Annotated in this window: 14 protein-coding genes; 5 read left to right on the top strand and 9 right to left on the bottom strand. The window is 67.1% G+C overall.

Annotation, left to right across the window (positions count from 1 at the left end; all coding sequences use genetic code 11):
* Positions 1-56 precede the first annotated feature (56 nt).
* Entirely contained in the window at positions 57-824 is a 768-nt protein-coding gene (radC, locus tag EV216_RS12160; RefSeq protein WP_132695800.1) for a RadC family protein, read from the top strand.
* A gap of 2 nt (positions 825-826) precedes the next feature.
* On the opposite strand, the gene EV216_RS12155 is transcribed toward radC, so the two are convergent.
* Entirely contained in the window at positions 827-2,380 is a 1,554-nt protein-coding gene (locus EV216_RS12155; protein ID WP_132695799.1) for a phosphate ABC transporter substrate-binding/OmpA family protein, read from the bottom strand.
* Between the two features lie 91 nt (positions 2,381-2,471).
* Positions 2,472-5,195, bottom strand: a complete 2,724-nt coding sequence (gene secA, locus EV216_RS12150) for a preprotein translocase subunit SecA (protein WP_132695798.1) — start codon at positions 5,193-5,195, stop codon at positions 2,472-2,474.
* Between the two features lie 177 nt (positions 5,196-5,372).
* Between secA and EV216_RS12145 the strand changes: the two genes are divergently transcribed.
* The 4 genes from EV216_RS12145 (at position 5,373) to EV216_RS18790 (ending at position 8,272) form a co-directional block, all read left to right on the top strand.
* A complete protein-coding gene (locus tag EV216_RS12145) occupies positions 5,373-6,218 on the top strand; it encodes a peptidylprolyl isomerase (protein ID WP_132695797.1) in 846 nt (281 codons plus the stop codon).
* 25 nt (positions 6,219-6,243) lie between these two features.
* Positions 6,244-7,611 (top strand): bifunctional glutamate N-acetyltransferase/amino-acid acetyltransferase ArgJ, encoded by a 1,368-nt coding sequence (argJ, locus tag EV216_RS12140; RefSeq protein WP_132695796.1) that lies wholly within the window; start codon positions 6,244-6,246, stop codon positions 7,609-7,611.
* A complete protein-coding gene (gene mutT / locus EV216_RS12135; RefSeq protein ID WP_132695795.1) occupies positions 7,608-8,006 on the top strand; it encodes an 8-oxo-dGTP diphosphatase MutT in 399 nt (132 codons plus the stop codon). Before argJ ends, mutT begins: the two co-directional genes overlap by 4 nt.
* Positions 8,007-8,137: 131 nt before the next feature.
* A complete protein-coding gene (locus EV216_RS18790; protein ID WP_279388215.1) occupies positions 8,138-8,272 on the top strand; it encodes a hypothetical protein in 135 nt (44 codons plus the stop codon).
* 86 nt (positions 8,273-8,358) lie between these two features.
* On the opposite strand, the gene infB is transcribed toward EV216_RS18790, so the two are convergent.
* The 7 genes from infB to pip form a co-directional block, all read right to left on the bottom strand.
* Complete coding sequence (gene infB / locus EV216_RS12130; protein WP_132695794.1) at positions 8,359-10,869, bottom strand: translation initiation factor IF-2; 2,511 nt, start codon at positions 10,867-10,869, stop codon at positions 8,359-8,361.
* A gap of 7 nt (positions 10,870-10,876) precedes the next feature.
* Complete coding sequence (locus EV216_RS12125) at positions 10,877-11,497, bottom strand: RNA-binding protein (protein ID WP_132695793.1); 621 nt, start codon at positions 11,495-11,497, stop codon at positions 10,877-10,879.
* A gap of 22 nt (positions 11,498-11,519) precedes the next feature.
* Entirely contained in the window at positions 11,520-13,148 is a 1,629-nt protein-coding gene (gene nusA / locus EV216_RS12120; protein WP_132695792.1) for a transcription termination factor NusA, read from the bottom strand.
* A 3-nt stretch (positions 13,149-13,151) separates the two neighbouring features.
* Entirely contained in the window at positions 13,152-13,745 is a 594-nt protein-coding gene (gene rimP / locus EV216_RS12115; protein WP_132695791.1) for a ribosome maturation factor RimP, read from the bottom strand.
* A gap of 157 nt (positions 13,746-13,902) precedes the next feature.
* Positions 13,903-14,217, bottom strand: a complete 315-nt coding sequence (locus EV216_RS12110; protein WP_132695790.1) for a hypothetical protein — start codon at positions 14,215-14,217, stop codon at positions 13,903-13,905.
* A gap of 12 nt (positions 14,218-14,229) precedes the next feature.
* Entirely contained in the window at positions 14,230-14,877 is a 648-nt protein-coding gene (locus EV216_RS12105; RefSeq protein WP_132695789.1) for a class I SAM-dependent methyltransferase, read from the bottom strand.
* Positions 14,874-15,863 (bottom strand): prolyl aminopeptidase, encoded by a 990-nt coding sequence (pip, locus tag EV216_RS12100; protein WP_132695788.1) that lies wholly within the window; start codon positions 15,861-15,863, stop codon positions 14,874-14,876. Before pip ends, EV216_RS12105 begins: the two co-directional genes overlap by 4 nt.
* Positions 15,864-15,875: the final 12 nt, after the last annotated feature.

Below are 15,875 nucleotides of genomic sequence, written 5' to 3'. Positions count from 1 at the left end.
CGGATTCTGCTGTGGCGTTAATCCTTCGTTCAGCATGATTTCCCTAGGCTCGGGGTATGACTCGCCCGCGTGACACCCAGAGCTTTTCCGAACCGCCGCTGCCGCTCTTTGCCGAGGCGCGGCCGGTGCCGCTGTCGCAGGCCGACCGGCCGCCCTCCTACCTGCGCGATCATCGGCAGCGGTTACGCACCCGCTTCATGGAGGGGGGTGCCGATGCGATGCCGGATTACGAATTGCTGGAGATGCTGCTGTTCCGCGCCATCCCGCGCCAGGACGTCAAGCCGCTGGCCCGCGCGTTGCTGGAACGGTTCGGCGATTTCAACGCGGTACTGTCGGCCCCCACCGCCCGGCTGCGCGAGGTGATCGGCGTGGGCGAGGCGGTGCTGGTCGAACTGAAGCTGGTCGAGGCGTCGGCGCATCGGCTGGCGCGCGCCCGAATCATGCATCGGCAGGTGATTTCAAGCTGGGACGCGCTGCTGGATTATTGCCGCACCTCGATGGCGCATCGCCAGACCGAACAGTTCCGGGTGCTGTTCCTTGACCGCAAGAACATCCTGATCGCCGACGAGGAACAGGCGCGCGGCACGGTCGATCATGTGCCGGTCTATCCCCGCGAGGTCGTCAAGCGGGCACTGGAGCTGAACGCCTCGGCACTGATCCTGGTGCATAACCACCCTTCGGGCGACCCGACGCCGTCGGAATCGGATATCGCGATGACCGGGCAGATCGCGGCGGGCTGCACGGCGCTGGGGATCGTGCTGCACGATCACATCATCGTCGGCAAGGCGCGCGAGATCAGCCTGCGCGCCGAGGGCTATATCTAGCCTCAGCGCAGCCAGACCTCGACCCGGCGGTTGATGAACCCGCCCCAGGCGCTGTTGTCGCAGGCGATGGGCAGGGCTTCGCCGAACGCCTCGACCCTGAGCGCCACGCGCGACAGGTCGGCGGCGGTCGCCACCGCCCGCACCGCGTCATGCACCGCCTCGGCCCGGAGCCGCGCGATTCCCAGATTGGCCTCGGCCGGTCCGTCGCCATCGGTGAATCCCGCAAAGATCAGGGTGCGCCCGTCGAAGACCCCGGCCTCAAGCGCGCGGGCCAGCGCGCCGATATTGCCGAAGGATTGCGCGTCGAGCTCCGCCGAGCCGCCCTCGCGGAAGCGGAATGTGGTGCTCAGCCGTTGCGCCCCCGCCAGCGCCGCGACAAGGCGCTGCAAGTCGGACAGCGTCACCTCGGGTCCGGCCTGGGCGATGGCGAGGCCCAGCCGGTCGCCCTGGCGGCCGAAGGGAATGGTGTCGCGCAACTGGTCGACGAAACCCGCGCGCCGGATCACCAGTTGCGCGGGGGCCGTATCCAGCCAGTCGAGGAACTCGCGCGCGAAAAGCTGCTGCCTGCGGGCGGTGGTATAGAGGAACAGCGGCGCGACGAAGGGGTAATCCTCGGTCTTGACCGATTGGCGGTTTGCAACCAGGCGCAGGCCACAGCCGCCGGTCAGCGGCACCTGCTGCGCGTCGCCCAGTGCCGAGACGCGGGTCAGCCCGACGCCCAGCGGATCGGCGGCGACCGCGGCCGACAGCGCGGCGGCGCCGGAATGGCGGCGGGCGGCGGGGGTGGGTGATGCGCCGTCGAGCAGCCGCAGGGCGATGGCCTGCTGCAACCCGTCCTGCCGGTCGAGCAGATGCACCGTCAGCGGCGCGTCGGGGCCGCCGAGTTCCGACCAGTCGGTGATCTGGCCGGTGAGGATGCCGATCATCGCGTCGATGGCGATTTCCTGCACCGGATGGCCGGGCGCGACGACCGGCACGATGGCATCCAGCGCCACGACGCGGCGGCGGGCGGGATCGGAAAGGTCGCCGAAGCCCGCCTCGCGCAGTCGCCGGATCTCGTCGGGGCGCGGTTCGCGGGCGGCCATGACGATATCGGCGGTCTCTGCCAGCAGGTCGGCGAAGCCCTCTTCGGTGCTGACGAGGCTCAGGTCGATCTCGGCCACGGGATGACCGGCGGCGCGGTCGCTGAGAACGAAGCGCAGGCCCGGCCCGTCACGGTCGCGGGTGACGGACAGGCCATGCTGGTCGGCATAGGTCTCGATCAGGGCGGGCATCAGCACCTCGCCCAGGACGGGCGTGCCGGACAGGCGGAAGCGCGCGACATGGGCCTCGATCCCGGGGCAGCCGGGGCCGGTGCAGATGACGCCCTGCCCGTCGAGCGTGAGCGGGCCATAGATCGTGTCGACGCGGTAGAATTCGCCGTCGAAGCCGATCAGCGTGCCGCTGATCTCGACCGATCCGTCACGCGAACTGAGCGTGACGTCCTGCGCCCGGGCGGGGGCGACGGGAAGGGAGAGCAGCGCGGCGGCCAGCGCCGCGCATCGGAACAAGCGCATGGCAAGAAGGCCCTGACCGCCTCAGTTGGCGGCGAGTTTCCGGTGTGGAGGACGATTTTTCAACACCGGATCCTCGCCTGTCGGGAACCGCTCAGACAAGCTGGCCATGGCAATGCTTGAACTTGCGCCCCGAGCCGCAGGGGCAGGCATCGTTGCGCCCCGGGCGGCCCCAGGTTTCGGGCCGGGTCTCGTCGAAGCCCTCGACCGCGCCTTCGGGCACTTGCGGGGCCGCCCCGGGGGCGGCGGCATGTTCGGCGCTTGCCCCCTCGGCGGCCTGGGCCAGTTGCTGCTGCTGCTCGGCAAGCTGGCGCAGCATGGCGCCGCGCTCTTCCTCGGTCAGCGGCCGGATCTGGCCCAGCTTGCGGCTGACATCCTCGCGCAGCGCGTTGAGCATCGACTCGAACAGGGTGAAGGACTCGGTCTTGTATTCGTTCAGCGGATCACGCTGGGCATAGCCGCGGAAGCCCACGACCGAACGCAGATGTTCCAGCGTCAGCAGGTGTTCGCGCCATTTGGTGTCGATGGTCTGGAGCAGGATCTGCTTTTCGATGTTGCGCATGACCTCGGGGCCGAACTGCGCCGCCTTGACCGCCATCGCCTCGTCGGCGGCGTCGCACAGCCGCTCGCGGATCTCGGCATCGTCCACGCCCTCTTCGTCGGCCCAGGCGGCCACCGGCGCGTCAAGGCTCAACTGCTCGGCCAGCGCCTCGTGCAGACCGTCGATATCCCACTGATCGGCATAGGATTTCGGCGGCATGTAGGTTTCCACCAGATCGTCGATCACCTGGTGGCGCATGTCCTGCACGATCTCGGACAGGTCGGCGGCCTCCATGATTTCCAGTCGCTGGCCGAAGATGACCTTGCGCTGCTCGTTCATCACGTCGTCGAACTTGAGCAATTGCTTGCGGATGTCGAAGTTGCGGCCCTCGACCTTGGCCTGGGCCTTTTCCAGCGACTTGTTCACCCAGGGGTGAACGATGGCCTCGCCTTCCTTCATGCCCAGCGAGGACAGCACCTTGTCCAGACGGTCCGAGCCGAAGATACGCATCAGGTCGTCTTCGAGCGAGAGGAAGAAGGCCGACCGCCCCGGATCGCCCTGACGGCCCGAACGACCGCGCAACTGGTTGTCGATGCGGCGCGATTCGTGGCGTTCGGTGCCGAGCACGAACAGCCCACCCGCCTCCAGCACCTTTTTCTTCTCGTCCGCATGTTCGGCCTCGATCCGGGCGCGGATCTCGTCGGGATGCGCCTCGGGGTCGGCGTTCAGCGCCTCCATCACCTTCATCTCGACATTGCCGCCCAGCTGGATGTCGGTGCCGCGCCCGGCCATGTTGGTGGCGATGGTCACCGCGCCGAAGCGGCCCGCATCGGCAACGATCTGGGCCTCCTGTTCGTGGTGGCGGGCGTTCAGGACGTTGTGGGGGACCTTGTCCTTTTTCAGGAGTTCCGACAGTTTCTCGGATTTCTCGATCGAGGTGGTGCCGACCAGAACCGGCTGGCCCTTTTCATGCGCCTCCTTGATCGAGGCGACGATGGCCTCGAACTTCTCTCGCGCGGTGCGGTAGACGGCGTCATGTTCGTCCTGGCGGGCGATGGGACGGTTGGTGGGGATCTCGACCACGCCAAGGCCGTAGATCTGCATGAACTCCTCGGCCTCGGTGGCCGCGGTGCCGGTCATGCCTGCCAGCTTGTCGTAGAGGCGGAAATAGTTCTGGAAGGTGACAGAGGCCAGCGTCACGTTCTCGGGCTGGATCTTGACGCCCTCCTTGGCCTCGATGGCCTGGTGCAGCCCCTCGGACAGGCGGCGGCCGCGCATCATGCGGCCGGTGAACTCGTCGATCAGCATCACCTCGCCGTCGCGGACAATGTAGTCCTTGTCCTTGAGGAACAGCTTGTGCGCCTTGAGCGCCTGGGTCGCGTGGTGGACGATGGTCGTGCTTTCGGGATCGTAGAGCGACTGGCCCTCGGGCAGGAGGCCGACCTGGTGCAGGCGCTCCTCCATGAACTCGTTGCCTTCTTCGGTGAAGGTGACGATCCGGGTCTTCTCGTCGATCTTGTAATGCTCTTCGGTCAGGTCGGGCACGACCTTGTCCATCGCGACGTAAAGTTCCGAGCGGTCCTGGCTGGGCCCCGAGATGATGAGCGGCGTGCGCGCCTCGTCGATCAGGATCGAGTCGACCTCGTCGACGATCGCGAAATGGTGGCCGCGCTGGGACATGTCCTTGAGCTCGGCCTTCATGTTGTCGCGCAGGTAGTCGAAGCCAAGCTCGTTGTTCGTGCCATAGGTGATGTCGGCGCGGTAGGCGGCGCGCTTCTCGTCATCGGGCTGCCAAGGATAGACCACGCCGGTCGTCATGCCGAGATGGGCGAAGACCTTGCTCATCCATTCGGCGTCGCGCTTGGCGAGGTAATCGTTGACCGTGACGATATGCACACCCTTGCCGGTCAGCGCGTTCAGATAGGCGGGGAAGGTCGCGACCAGCGTCTTGCCCTCGCCGGTCTTCATCTCGGCGATGTTGCCGCGATGCAGGAAGATGCCGCCGACTAGCTGCACGTCGAAGGCGCGCAGGCCCAGCGCGCGGCGCGCGGCCTCGCGGCAATTGGCGAAGGCCTCGGGCAGCAGGTCGTCCAGATCCTCGCCCTCGGCGCAGCGGCGCATGAATTCCTGCGTCTTGGCCTTGATCCCCTCGTCGGTCAGCGCCTGGAACTCGGGCTCCAGCTCGTTGATGCGGGCCACCAGCGGGCGCACCTTCTTGACCGTGCGGTCGTTCCTGGTGCCAAAGACCTTACGGGTGACTGTTCCGATGCCCAGCATGTTCTCTCCGCGGCGGCTGTCTCAAGGGATGTTGTTCGACGGACGCCTTGCCCGCCTGTCGATGCGGCAATAGAAGTGGCCTCAGACTGAGGAGCGGCCCCAAGGACCACCCGCGATGTAAGGGGCCGCCAGATTGGAGTCAACGTCGCCAAGCGCGCGGCACGAAAGGAGTTGCCCATGTCCAGACCTGCTAAACCGCTGCTTGCGCTTGCCCTCGTTGCCGGGCTGGCCCTGCCGGCGGCGGCCGAGGAGATCGGCCCCGGAACCGTCGTGGCCCGCGTGGGCGCGACCGAGATCACGCTTGGGCACATGATCGTCATGCGCGCGCAATTGCCGCCGGAATACCAGGCGCTGCCCGACGACACGCTGTACCAGGCGATCCTGGACCAGTTGATCCGGCAAACCGCGGTGGCCGAGCAGACCGGCGGCGAGCTGTCGCTGGGTGCGCGGCTGGCGCTGGACAATGAACGCCGCTCCTTCCTTGCGGGCGAGGCGCTGGGCCGCGCGGCCGAGGAGGCAGCGACCGAGGAGGCCATCCAGGCGGCCTATGAGGCCGCCTTTGCGGGCGCCGAGCCCACGCCGGAATACCGCGCCGCGCATATCCTGGTCGAGACCGAGGAAGAGGCGCAGGCGGCCATGGCCGAGGTGCAGGACGGCGCCGATTTCGCCGAGCTGGCCAAGTCGACCTCGATCGACAGTTCGGGGCCGATGGGCGGCGAACTGGGCTGGTTCACCAAGGGCATGATGGTGCAATCCTTCGAGGATGTGGTGGTCGCGATGGAGCCCGGCACGGTCGCCGGTCCGTTCGAGACGCAATTCGGCTGGCATCTGGTCAAGCTGCATGAAAGTCGGCTGAAGGATGCCCCGGCGCTGGACGAGGTGCGCGAAAGCATCGTGCAGCAGATCCAGCGCGACGCGATGGAGGCGGCCCTGGAACGCTATGCCGCCGAGGCCGAGATAAGCCGCGCCGAGATCGAGATCGACCCCGCGGTGTTGAAGAACCGCGAACTTCTGGACAACTGATCCGGCACGCAGCAGAGGGACGGCGATGGCCAAGTCGAAGAAGAAGATCGAGAAGAAGATCACCAAGGCGAAGGTCAAGCCGCTGAAGCGCGAATTGGAGCGTCTGCGGCAGGAACTGGCAGCGGGCGTGGCCGCGCCGGTTGCGCGCGCAGCCTCCGTTTCGCCGCTGGCCCCTGCGGGCGGCTTTCCCGTCCTGCCGGTGATCGCGGGCGCCGAGTTCGCCGCCGCCGAGGCGGGGGTGCGCTACAAGGGGCGGCTGGATGTGATGCTGGCCCGGCTTGCGCCGGGGACGACGGTGGCCGGGGTCTTCACCCGCTCGGCCACGCGGTCCGCGCCGGTTCTGGATTGCGAGGCCAAGATCGGCGCCACGCCCGGGCCGCGGCAGGGGGCGGCGATCCTGGTGAATTCGGGCAACTCGAACGCCTTTACCGGCGCGCGGGGGGTGGAGGCGGTGCAGGCGATCACGGCGGGTGTGGCGCAGGCCGCTGGCGTGCCCGAGGGGCGGGTCTTCACCAGTTCGACGGGCGTGATCGGCGAGCCGCTGCCGCATGAACGGATCACTGCCGTGCTGGAGGATCTGGCCGCGCGGTTGTCGCCCGATGCGCTGGGCCAGGCGGCGCGGGCGATCATGACGACCGACACCTTCCCCAAGGGGGCCACCGCGACGGTCGAGATCGAGGGGCACGAGGTCAGGATCGCGGGCATCGCCAAGGGATCGGGGATGATCGCGCCCGACATGGCGACGATGCTGGTCTATCTGTTCACCGATGCGAAGATCGCACAGGCACCCCTGCAGCGGATGCTGGCGCGGCTGACCGACGAGACCTTCAACTGCATCACGGTCGATGGCGATACCTCGACCTCCGACACGCTGCTGCTGGCGGCCACGGGCAAGTCCAGGGCGCCCGAGATCACCGATCTGCGCAGCGCGTCCGCCCGCGCCTTTCAGGAGGCGCTGCGCGGCGTGATGCTGGATCTGGCGCAACAGGTGGTGCGCGATGGCGAGGGGGCGACCAAGTTCGTCGAGATCGCGGTGACCGGCGCGGCGAACGCGGCGGATGCCAGGAAGGTGGCGATGGCGATTGCCAATTCGCCGCTGGTCAAGACGGCGATCGCGGGCGAGGATCCGAACTGGGGCCGGATCGTGATGGCGGTGGGCAAGTCGGGGGCGAAGGCCGACCGCGACCTGCTGGCGATCCGGTTCGGCGATATCCTGGTGGCCGAGAAGGGCCTGGTCGCCGAGGGCTATGCCGAGGAGGCGGGCGCGGCCTATATGCGGCGCGCGGAACTGGCGATCGGGGTGGATCTGGGCCTGGGCACCGGGGCGGCGACGGTCTGGACCTGTGACCTGACGCATCGCTATATCGACATCAACGCCGATTACCGGTCGTGAAGGTCGTTCTTGTCGCGGCCGTCGCGCTGGTCGATTCGGACGGCCGCGTGCTGCTGGCGCAACGGCCCGAGGGCAAGTCGATGGCGGGCCTGTGGGAGTTTCCCGGCGGCAAGGTCGAGCCGGGCGAAACGCCCGAGGCGGCGCTGATGCGCGAGCTGAAGGAGGAGCTGGGCATCGACACATGGGCCAGCTGCCTTGCGCCGCTGAGTTTCGCCAGCCACAGCTACGAGGATTTCCACCTGCTGATGCCGCTGTTCGCCTGCCGCAAATGGGAAGGCCAGCCCCATGGGCAGGAGGGGCAGGCGCTGGCCTGGGTGCGCGCGAAGGATCTGCGCAGCTATCCGATGCCGCCCGCCGATCTGCCGCTGATCCCCGTGCTTCGGGATTGGCTGTAGCGGGCCGCCGCGGGGGCCGGATCCCGGTATAGGCGAGATTTCGCGCATCAGGACAACCTGTGGCGAAAGAAAGTTTCGTTCTTGGCCATATCGGGGTTAGAAACGAATCGTTTTCATTCGAGGCAAGTTCGATGATCCAGACTATCGTACTCGGATCCTGCGTGTCGGTTCAGGGATCGTTCGTGGCGCGCCGCCCGGACGGTCGGATCGTGGTGCGGGTGGGCGACCGGCTTTACACGGGCAAGCCGGTCAACAAGGCCGCCTGAGGCAGCGGCATCCCGACCGAGGGTCGATGACGAAAAGGGGCGCCCGATGATGGACGCCCCCTTGGTGGTTCGCTCTGGCCGCGGGATCAGGCGAGCTTGCGCTCGACCTCCTGGCGTTCGAAGATCTCGATGATGTCGCCCTGGCGGATGTCGTCGTAATTCTCGAAGGCCATGCCGCATTCCTGGCCCGACTGGACCTCTGCCACCTCGTCCTTGAAGCGCTTGAGCGTCTTCAGCGTGCCTTCGTGGATCACCACGTTGTCGCGCAGCAGGCGCACCCCGGCGGAGCGCCGCGCCACGCCTTCGGTGACCAGACAGCCCGCAACCTTGCCGACATTCGAGACCTTGAAGACCTCGCGGATCTGGGCGTAGCCGATGAAGGTCTCGCGGATCTCGGCCGACAGCAGGCCCGAGGCCGCCGCCTTCACATCGTCCACGAGATCGTAGATCACGCTGTAATAGCGGATCTCGACGCCCTTCTGGTTGGCGGCGCTGCGGGCGGGGGCGTTGGCACGCACGTTGAAGCCCATGATCGGGGCGCCGGACGCCTCGGCAAGGCCCACATCGCTTTCGGTGATGGCGCCGACACCGGCATGCAGCACGCGCACGCGCACCTCGTCATTGCCGATCTTTTCCATCGCCTGGACGATCGCCTCGGCCGAGCCCTGCACGTCGGCCTTGACCAGGATCGGCAGCTCGGCGACGTTCTGGTCCTCCTTGGCCTTGGCCATGAGCTGTTCCAGCGTCGTGGCGGCCCCGGCGGCGGCGCGCTTCTCCTTGGACTTGGACTCGCGGTATTCGGCGATCTCGCGGGCCTGGGCCTCGGTCTCGACCACGTTCAGGACGTCGCCCGCCTCGGGCGTGCCGTTCAGGCCCAGCACCTCGACCGGAACCGAGGGACCGGCCTCCTCGACGCGCTCGCCCTTGTCGTTGATGAGCGCGCGGACCTTGCCCCATTGCTCGCCCACGACGAAGATGTCGCCCTTCCGCAGGGTGCCCTTCTGGACCAGCACGGTCGCGACCGGGCCGCGGCCCACGTCGAGCTGCGCCTCGATCACGGCGCCTTCGGCGGCGCGGCTCGGGTTTGCCTTGAGTTCGAGGATCTCGGCCTGAAGCGCGATGGCTTCCAGCAATTCGTCCAGCCCCTGGCCGGTGATCGCCGAGACCTCGACATCCTGGACCTCGCCCGACATCTGCTCGACCACCACCTCGTGCTGCAACAGGTCGGTGCGCACCTTGGTCGGGTTGGCCGAGGGCTTGTCGATCTTGTTGATCGCCACGATCATCGGCACCTTGGCGGCCTTGGCGTGGTTGATCGCCTCGACGGTCTGCGGCATCACCGCGTCGTCGGCGGCGACCACAAGCACGACGATATCCGTCACCTGCGCGCCGCGGGCGCGCATGGACGTGAACGCCGCGTGGCCGGGCGTGTCGAGGAAGGTCAGCGTGGCGCCGCCATCGGTCTGAACCTGATAGGCGCCGATATGCTGGGTGATGCCGCCGGCCTCGCCCGCAACGACCTTGGCGTCGCGGATCGCGTCCAGCAGCGAGGTCTTGCCGTGGTCGACATGGCCCATGATCGTGATGACCGGCGGGCGCGGCTCGAGATCCTCGGCCTTGTCGTCGACGGTGTCGATCACGTCCTCGACGTCGGAATCGGACACGCGCACGATCCGGTGGCCGAATTCCTCGACGATCAGCTCGGCGGTATCCACGTCGATCGTCTGGTTCTGGGTCACCATCATGCCCATCTTCATCAGGGCCTTGACCACGTCGGCGGCGCGTTCGGCCATCCGGTTGGCCAGTTCCTGGACCACGATGGTCTCGGGCACCTGCACGTCGCGCACGACCTTCTCGCGGGCATCGGCCCCGCCCATCGCCTTCTGGCGCAGCCGTTCCTGCTTGCGCTTCATCGCGGCGAGCGACCGCTGACGGCCGCCCTCGCCGCCCGCCAGCGCCTGGTTCACGGTCAGCTTGCCCGACCTGCGGGCGTCGTCCTTGGCCTTGGCGCGGGCCGGGCGCTCCTCGACCCGATCACGCTCGCGCTCGGGTTTGCGCAGCCCGGCCTTGGCACCGGCCTTGGCCGGATCGACCGCAGCCTCTGCGGCAGCAGGCGCCTCGACGGGCTTGGCGGCGGGTTTGGCAGCGGCAGCGGCGGCATCGCTTTCCTTGCGACGGCGCTCTTCTTCCTCTTCGGACTTGCGGCGCGCGGCCTCTTCGATCTCGCGCTGCTCGCGCTCCTTCGCCTCGGCCTCTTCGCGGCGACGCTGGCGCTCTTCCTCGCGACGCTTTTCGTCTTCCTCGCGCTGGATGGCCTCATCGGCCTCGCGCGCCTTGGCGGCCTGCAAAGCCCTCAGACGGCGCTCCATCTCGGAATCGGAGATGCCGGCAGGACGCTTGGCCGGGTCGCCGCCCGACGCGCCCCCTCCGGCGGCCCCGCCAGTCTTGGCTGCACCGGGCTTGGGCACGACCACGCGCTTGCGCTTGGTCTCGACGACCACGTTCTTGGTACGGCCATGGCTGAAGCTCTGCTTCACCTGGCCGGACCGCGAGCCGCCACGCAAACCCAGTGTCTTCTTGCCGTCAGTATCGCTCATTCGGTCTTCAACCCTTTCCGGGGGTCTCTCCCCCGATCCACTTGCGGACGCCCGAAAGCTTGGCGGCATCCTCTACTACACGTTCCGTGAGTCCGCCAGCCGCAAGCGCGCCATGTATCACATGTTCCCGGCCGAAAGCCAAACCGATTTCCCGGGCGGTCAGGCAGTCGATATAGGCGCCCTCGCGCTGCGGGGGCCTGAGCTTGGTCTTGCCCCGTTCCGACCCGTCGCTGGCCTGGACCAGAACGGCGGCCTGGCCGCTGTCGAGCCAGCCCTTGACCTTTTCATACCCGACCACCGCCTGCCCGGCCTTGCGCGCCAGCGACAGCCCCTCGACCACCCGGCGCAACAGCCCGGCCTCGACCAGATCGACAAGCCCCTCGGGCAGGCTGACCTGCCGTTTCGCCGCCCGCGCGAACAGCCGCTTGCGGACCGCCAGCTCCAGCGCGTCGCGATCCGCCGCGACCCAGATGCCCCGGCCGGGCAGCTTGGCCGCAAGGTCAGGCACGATCTGGTCGTCGGGGCCGACGACGAAGCGGATCAGCCCCGCCTTCGGCTGCACCTCGCCGGTGGCGATGCAGCGCCGCTCCGGCTCGCCGTCAGGTTTTCGCGCGCCTGCTCGGCCCATGTCGGCCCCCCGGAGCCCTGGATCAGGCTCCGGCCTCCTCTTCGCCCTCTTCCTCTTCGGCGTCGGCCTCGTCCTCGGCGTCGTCCTCGATCTCGGTGGGATCGACCCAGCCCAGCAGAACCCGCGCGGTCATCACCAGGGTCTGTGCCTCTTCCAGCGACATGTCGAACTTTTCGAGGATACCGTCATCCTTGACCCGCTGGCCATCGACCGTGGTCCAGCCGCCGGCCAGTTCCCAGTCGGCGCAGGTGGCGAAGTCCTCAAGCGTCTTGATGCCGTCCTCGGCCAGTGCTTCGAGCATCTGGGGCGTCAGGCCCTCGAATTCAACCAGGCTGTCCTCGACGCCCAGTTCACGGGCATGTTCCAACGCCTTGCGATTCTGCTCTTCGAGATGGTCGCGGGCGCGGGCCTGAAGCTCTCCGGCGGTGTCCTCGTCCACGCCCTCGATCACCAGAAGCTCGTCGAGATCGACATAGGCCACCTCTTCGAGATTGGTGAAGCCTTCCGAGACCAGGAGCTGGGCGAAGAACTCGTCAAGGTCCAGCGTGTCCATGAAGAGCCGCGTGCGTTCCTCGAACTCGGCCTGGCGGCGCTGGCTTTCCTCGGCCTCGGTCATGATGTCGATGTCGAGCCCGGTCAGCTGGCTGGCCAGTCGCACGTTCTGGCCGCGCCGACCGATGGCCAGCGATAGCTGCTCGTCGGGGACCACGACCTCGATCTTGCCGGCCTCCTCGTCGATGACGACCTTGCTGACCTCGGCGGGTTGCAGCGCGTTCACCAGGAAGGTGGCCTGATCCTCGTTCCAGGGGATGATGTCGATCTTCTCGCCCTGAAGCTCGTTCACGACGGCCTGCACGCGGCTGCCGCGCATCCCGACGCAGGCGCCCACGGGGTCGATCGAGTTGTCATAGGAAATCACGGCGATCTTGGCGCGGCTGCCCGGGTCGCGGGCCACGGCCTTGATCTCGATGATGCCGTCGTAGATTTCCGGCACTTCCATCTTGAAGAGTTCGGCCATGAACTCGGGCGCGGTGCGGCTCAGGAACACCTGCGGGCCGCGGGTTTCGCGGCGGACATCCTTGATGAAGCAGCGGATGCGATCGTTCGGGCGATAGCTTTCGCGGCCGATCTTTTCGTTGCGGCGCAGGATGCCCTCGCCCCGGCCGATATCGACGATGACGTTGCCGTATTCCTCGCGCTTGACCTGGCCGTTGATGATCGTGCCGACGCGGTCCTTGAATTCCTCGAACTGGCGGTCGCGCTCGGCCTCGCGGACCTTCTGCAGGATCACCTGCTTGGCGCTTTGCGCGGCGATCCGGCCCATTTCGACGGGCGGCACCTCGTCCACGATGGTATCGCCAACCTTGGGATCGTCGAGAAACTGTTTGGCCTGCGCGACGGTCAGTTCGGCCTGGTAATTCTCCAGCGCGTCATCCTCGACCACGGTGCGCACCCGGGTGAAGGTCGCCCGGCCGGTCTTGCGGTCGATGGACACGCGGATGTCCATTTCCGAGCCGTAGCGCGACTTGGCGGCCCGGGCGAGGGATTCTTCCATCGCCTGCACCACCAGATCGGGGTCGATCATCTTTTCCCGCGCCACCGCCTCGGCGGTCTGGAGCAGTTCAAGCTGGTTGGCAGAGGTAATCGCCATGTCTCAGTCCTCCTGCGCGACGGAACCCTCGTCCGTCTCGATCTCGTCAAAATCGTCCTCGTCGATGATGCCGGCGGCCTTGCGGGCGCGCAGCATCTCGCGGATCAGTTCGTCGGTCAGCACAAGCTTGGCGTCCGACAGCCAGTCATACTCCAGCCCGATGGTCACCGGCTGCCCGTCCGGCCCGTCGATCTCGATCAGCACCTCGTCATTCTCGACACCGGCCAGCACGCCCTTGAAGCGGCGGCGGCCGTCGATCATCTCGGTCGTCTCGATCTTTGCCTCATGGCCCTCCCAGACCGCGAAATCCTTGAGCCGGGTCAAGGGGCGGTCGATGCCGGGGCTGGACACCTCCAGCGTATAGGCGTCCTCGAGCGGGTCCTCGACATCCAGAACGGCCGAGACCGCGGTCGAGATCCGGGCGCATTCGTCCACCTCGATGCCGCCTTCGGGGCGTTCGGCCATGATCTGCAGCGTCTTGGTATTGCCGCCCATCAACCGGATGCGCACCAGCTCGAACCCCAGCCCCTCGATCACGGGGGTCAGGATTCCGGCAAGGCGCCGGTCCATGGCAGTCTTGGCGATGAGGTCGGACATGGCTGTTCCAGACACAAAAAAACGGGCCAACGGCCCGTGCGAAACTCACCGGTGGAGGATCGGGTGTGGAGGCCGAACCGCCGTTGTTGAGGGCGATATAGGCGGAACGGGGCGTTTGTGCAAGGAGATTGTTCGGCGGGATCAATGACGCAAGCCGCTAGCGATCACGATATGGATCGCCAATTGGCTCTTCGTTCCGCATCTGCTCCATTCTCTCCTGATCAATGATGTCCGCTGCCCACTCAAACATCCGGTCACAAGCCTCGTATCGGTCGCTAGGATACCAAGGCCTTTTTTCTGATTCTTCCTCCACCCAGCGCTGGAACGACTCTGCACTTTCGCGCTCGGCTGCTGCCACTTCTGGCGCGGCCTCAATGCCTTGATTGACACCAACAAAAAAGGAGACCGTAGCAACAACCAACGAAATTAGGCCAACCCACACAGGGCCAAGACTCCAGCCTTCGCCTTTCATGGCTCTCCCTCTCTACGATGGACCTCTCGGTAGCTCGTTTTTCTTCCGCGCGATCAGGAACAGCGCCGACCGGCCGCCAGGCGGCAGCCATTCCTCGGCGATCTCGAACCCGGCGGCCTCGATCTCGGCCTTCAGCCCGTCCTCGGTCAGGAAGTTGAACAGCGGCAGCAGGCGCAGCGCGTGGCCGGTCCGGACGATGGCGCGGAATGCCCAGGGCGCGCGCGCGGCGCAGGCGGTGGAGGAGACGAACGCGCCGCCGGGTTTCAGCATGCGGTGGATGCGCAGCAGCGCGCCGGGGCGGTCGGGCAAGAGGTGCAGCACGTTATGCGCCATCACCATGTCCCAGGCGCCGGGCGTGTCGGGCATGTCCTCAAGGCTGGCGACTTCGAAGGTGACATTGGCGATGCCTTCGGCCGCGGCCTTGTCGCGCGCGATCCCGATCATGTTGGCGGAACAGTCGATGGCGGTGACATGGCCCGCATGGGGGGCGTGTTTGAGCGCGGTCGTGCCGGTGCCGCAGCCGATCTCGAACACGCGCGCGCCGGGGGCAAGATGGGCGCGGGTCATCGCCAGCTTGCGCTCATAGGTTTCGGGATCGCGCAGCGGCATGCGCGCGTAGCGGCGTGCAAGCCTGTCCCAGAAGCGGATGTTGATGCTCACAGCCCCAAGGCCGCCGCTTGCCGCTGGACGCCGTGCATGGTGCGTACCAACTCGGCGCTGATCCCGGGTTCGGACAGGGCATGCCCGGCCAGCGGCACCATCCGCAGATCCGCCCGGCCCCAGCGTTCAGCCAGCCGCCAGGCGGCGGCGGGCGGGCAGACCATGTCGTAACGGCCCTGCACGATGGTTGCGGGGATATGCGCGATCAGGGGGATGTCCTGCAGAAGCTGCCCGTCCCGGTCCAGAAAGCCGCGATTGCGGAAATAGTGATTCTCGAGCCGGGCAAAGGCGCGGGCGTAATCGGCCGGCGCCTCGCCCAGCGGGCCTTCGTGGTCGATCGAGGCCAGCGCGTTTTCCCAGGATGCCCAGGCGCGGGCAAAGCGCGTCTCCATCATCAGGTCGCCCGAGAACAGTCGCCGATGATAGGCCCCGATCATGTCGCCGCGTTCGTCCTGGGGGATCATCTCGGCGAAACGCGCCCAGAGATCGGGCCAGAACTGCCCCGCGCCGCCGCCATAGAACCAGTCAAGCTCTGCCTGGGTCATCAGGAACACCCCGCGCAGCGCCAGATAGGCCACGCGGTCGGGATGGGTCTGGGCATAGATCAGCGCGAGCGTGGCGCCCCAGCTTCCGCCGAACAGCACCCAGCGCTCGATGCCCAGCGCGGTGCGGATCGCCTCGATGTCCCGAACCAGGTGCCAGGTGGTGTTGGCCGACACGCTGGCATGCGGCCGCGAGCGGCCGCAGCCGCGCTGATCGAACAGGACGATGCGGAATTCCTCGGGATCGAAATAGCGCCGCATCGCCGGGCTGCACCCGCCGCCGGGTCCGCCATGCAGGACGACGACGGGGATGCCGTCGGGATGGCCACATTGCTCGACATAAAGACGGTGGCCGTCGCCTACGTCCAGCATGCGCTGGTCGAACGGATCGACCGGCGGGTAAAGAAGTTGCGATGCGCGCTTTTGGCCTGCCGATTTGTCCATGCGCCGCCTATA

The sequence above is a fragment of the Rhodovulum steppense genome (genome assembly GCF_004339675.1).
Classification (GTDB): Bacteria; Pseudomonadota; Alphaproteobacteria; order Rhodobacterales; family Rhodobacteraceae; genus Rhodovulum; species Rhodovulum steppense.
The sequence above is the reverse complement of the archived record's forward strand: the minus strand, read 5'-3'. Positions and strand labels throughout refer to the sequence as shown.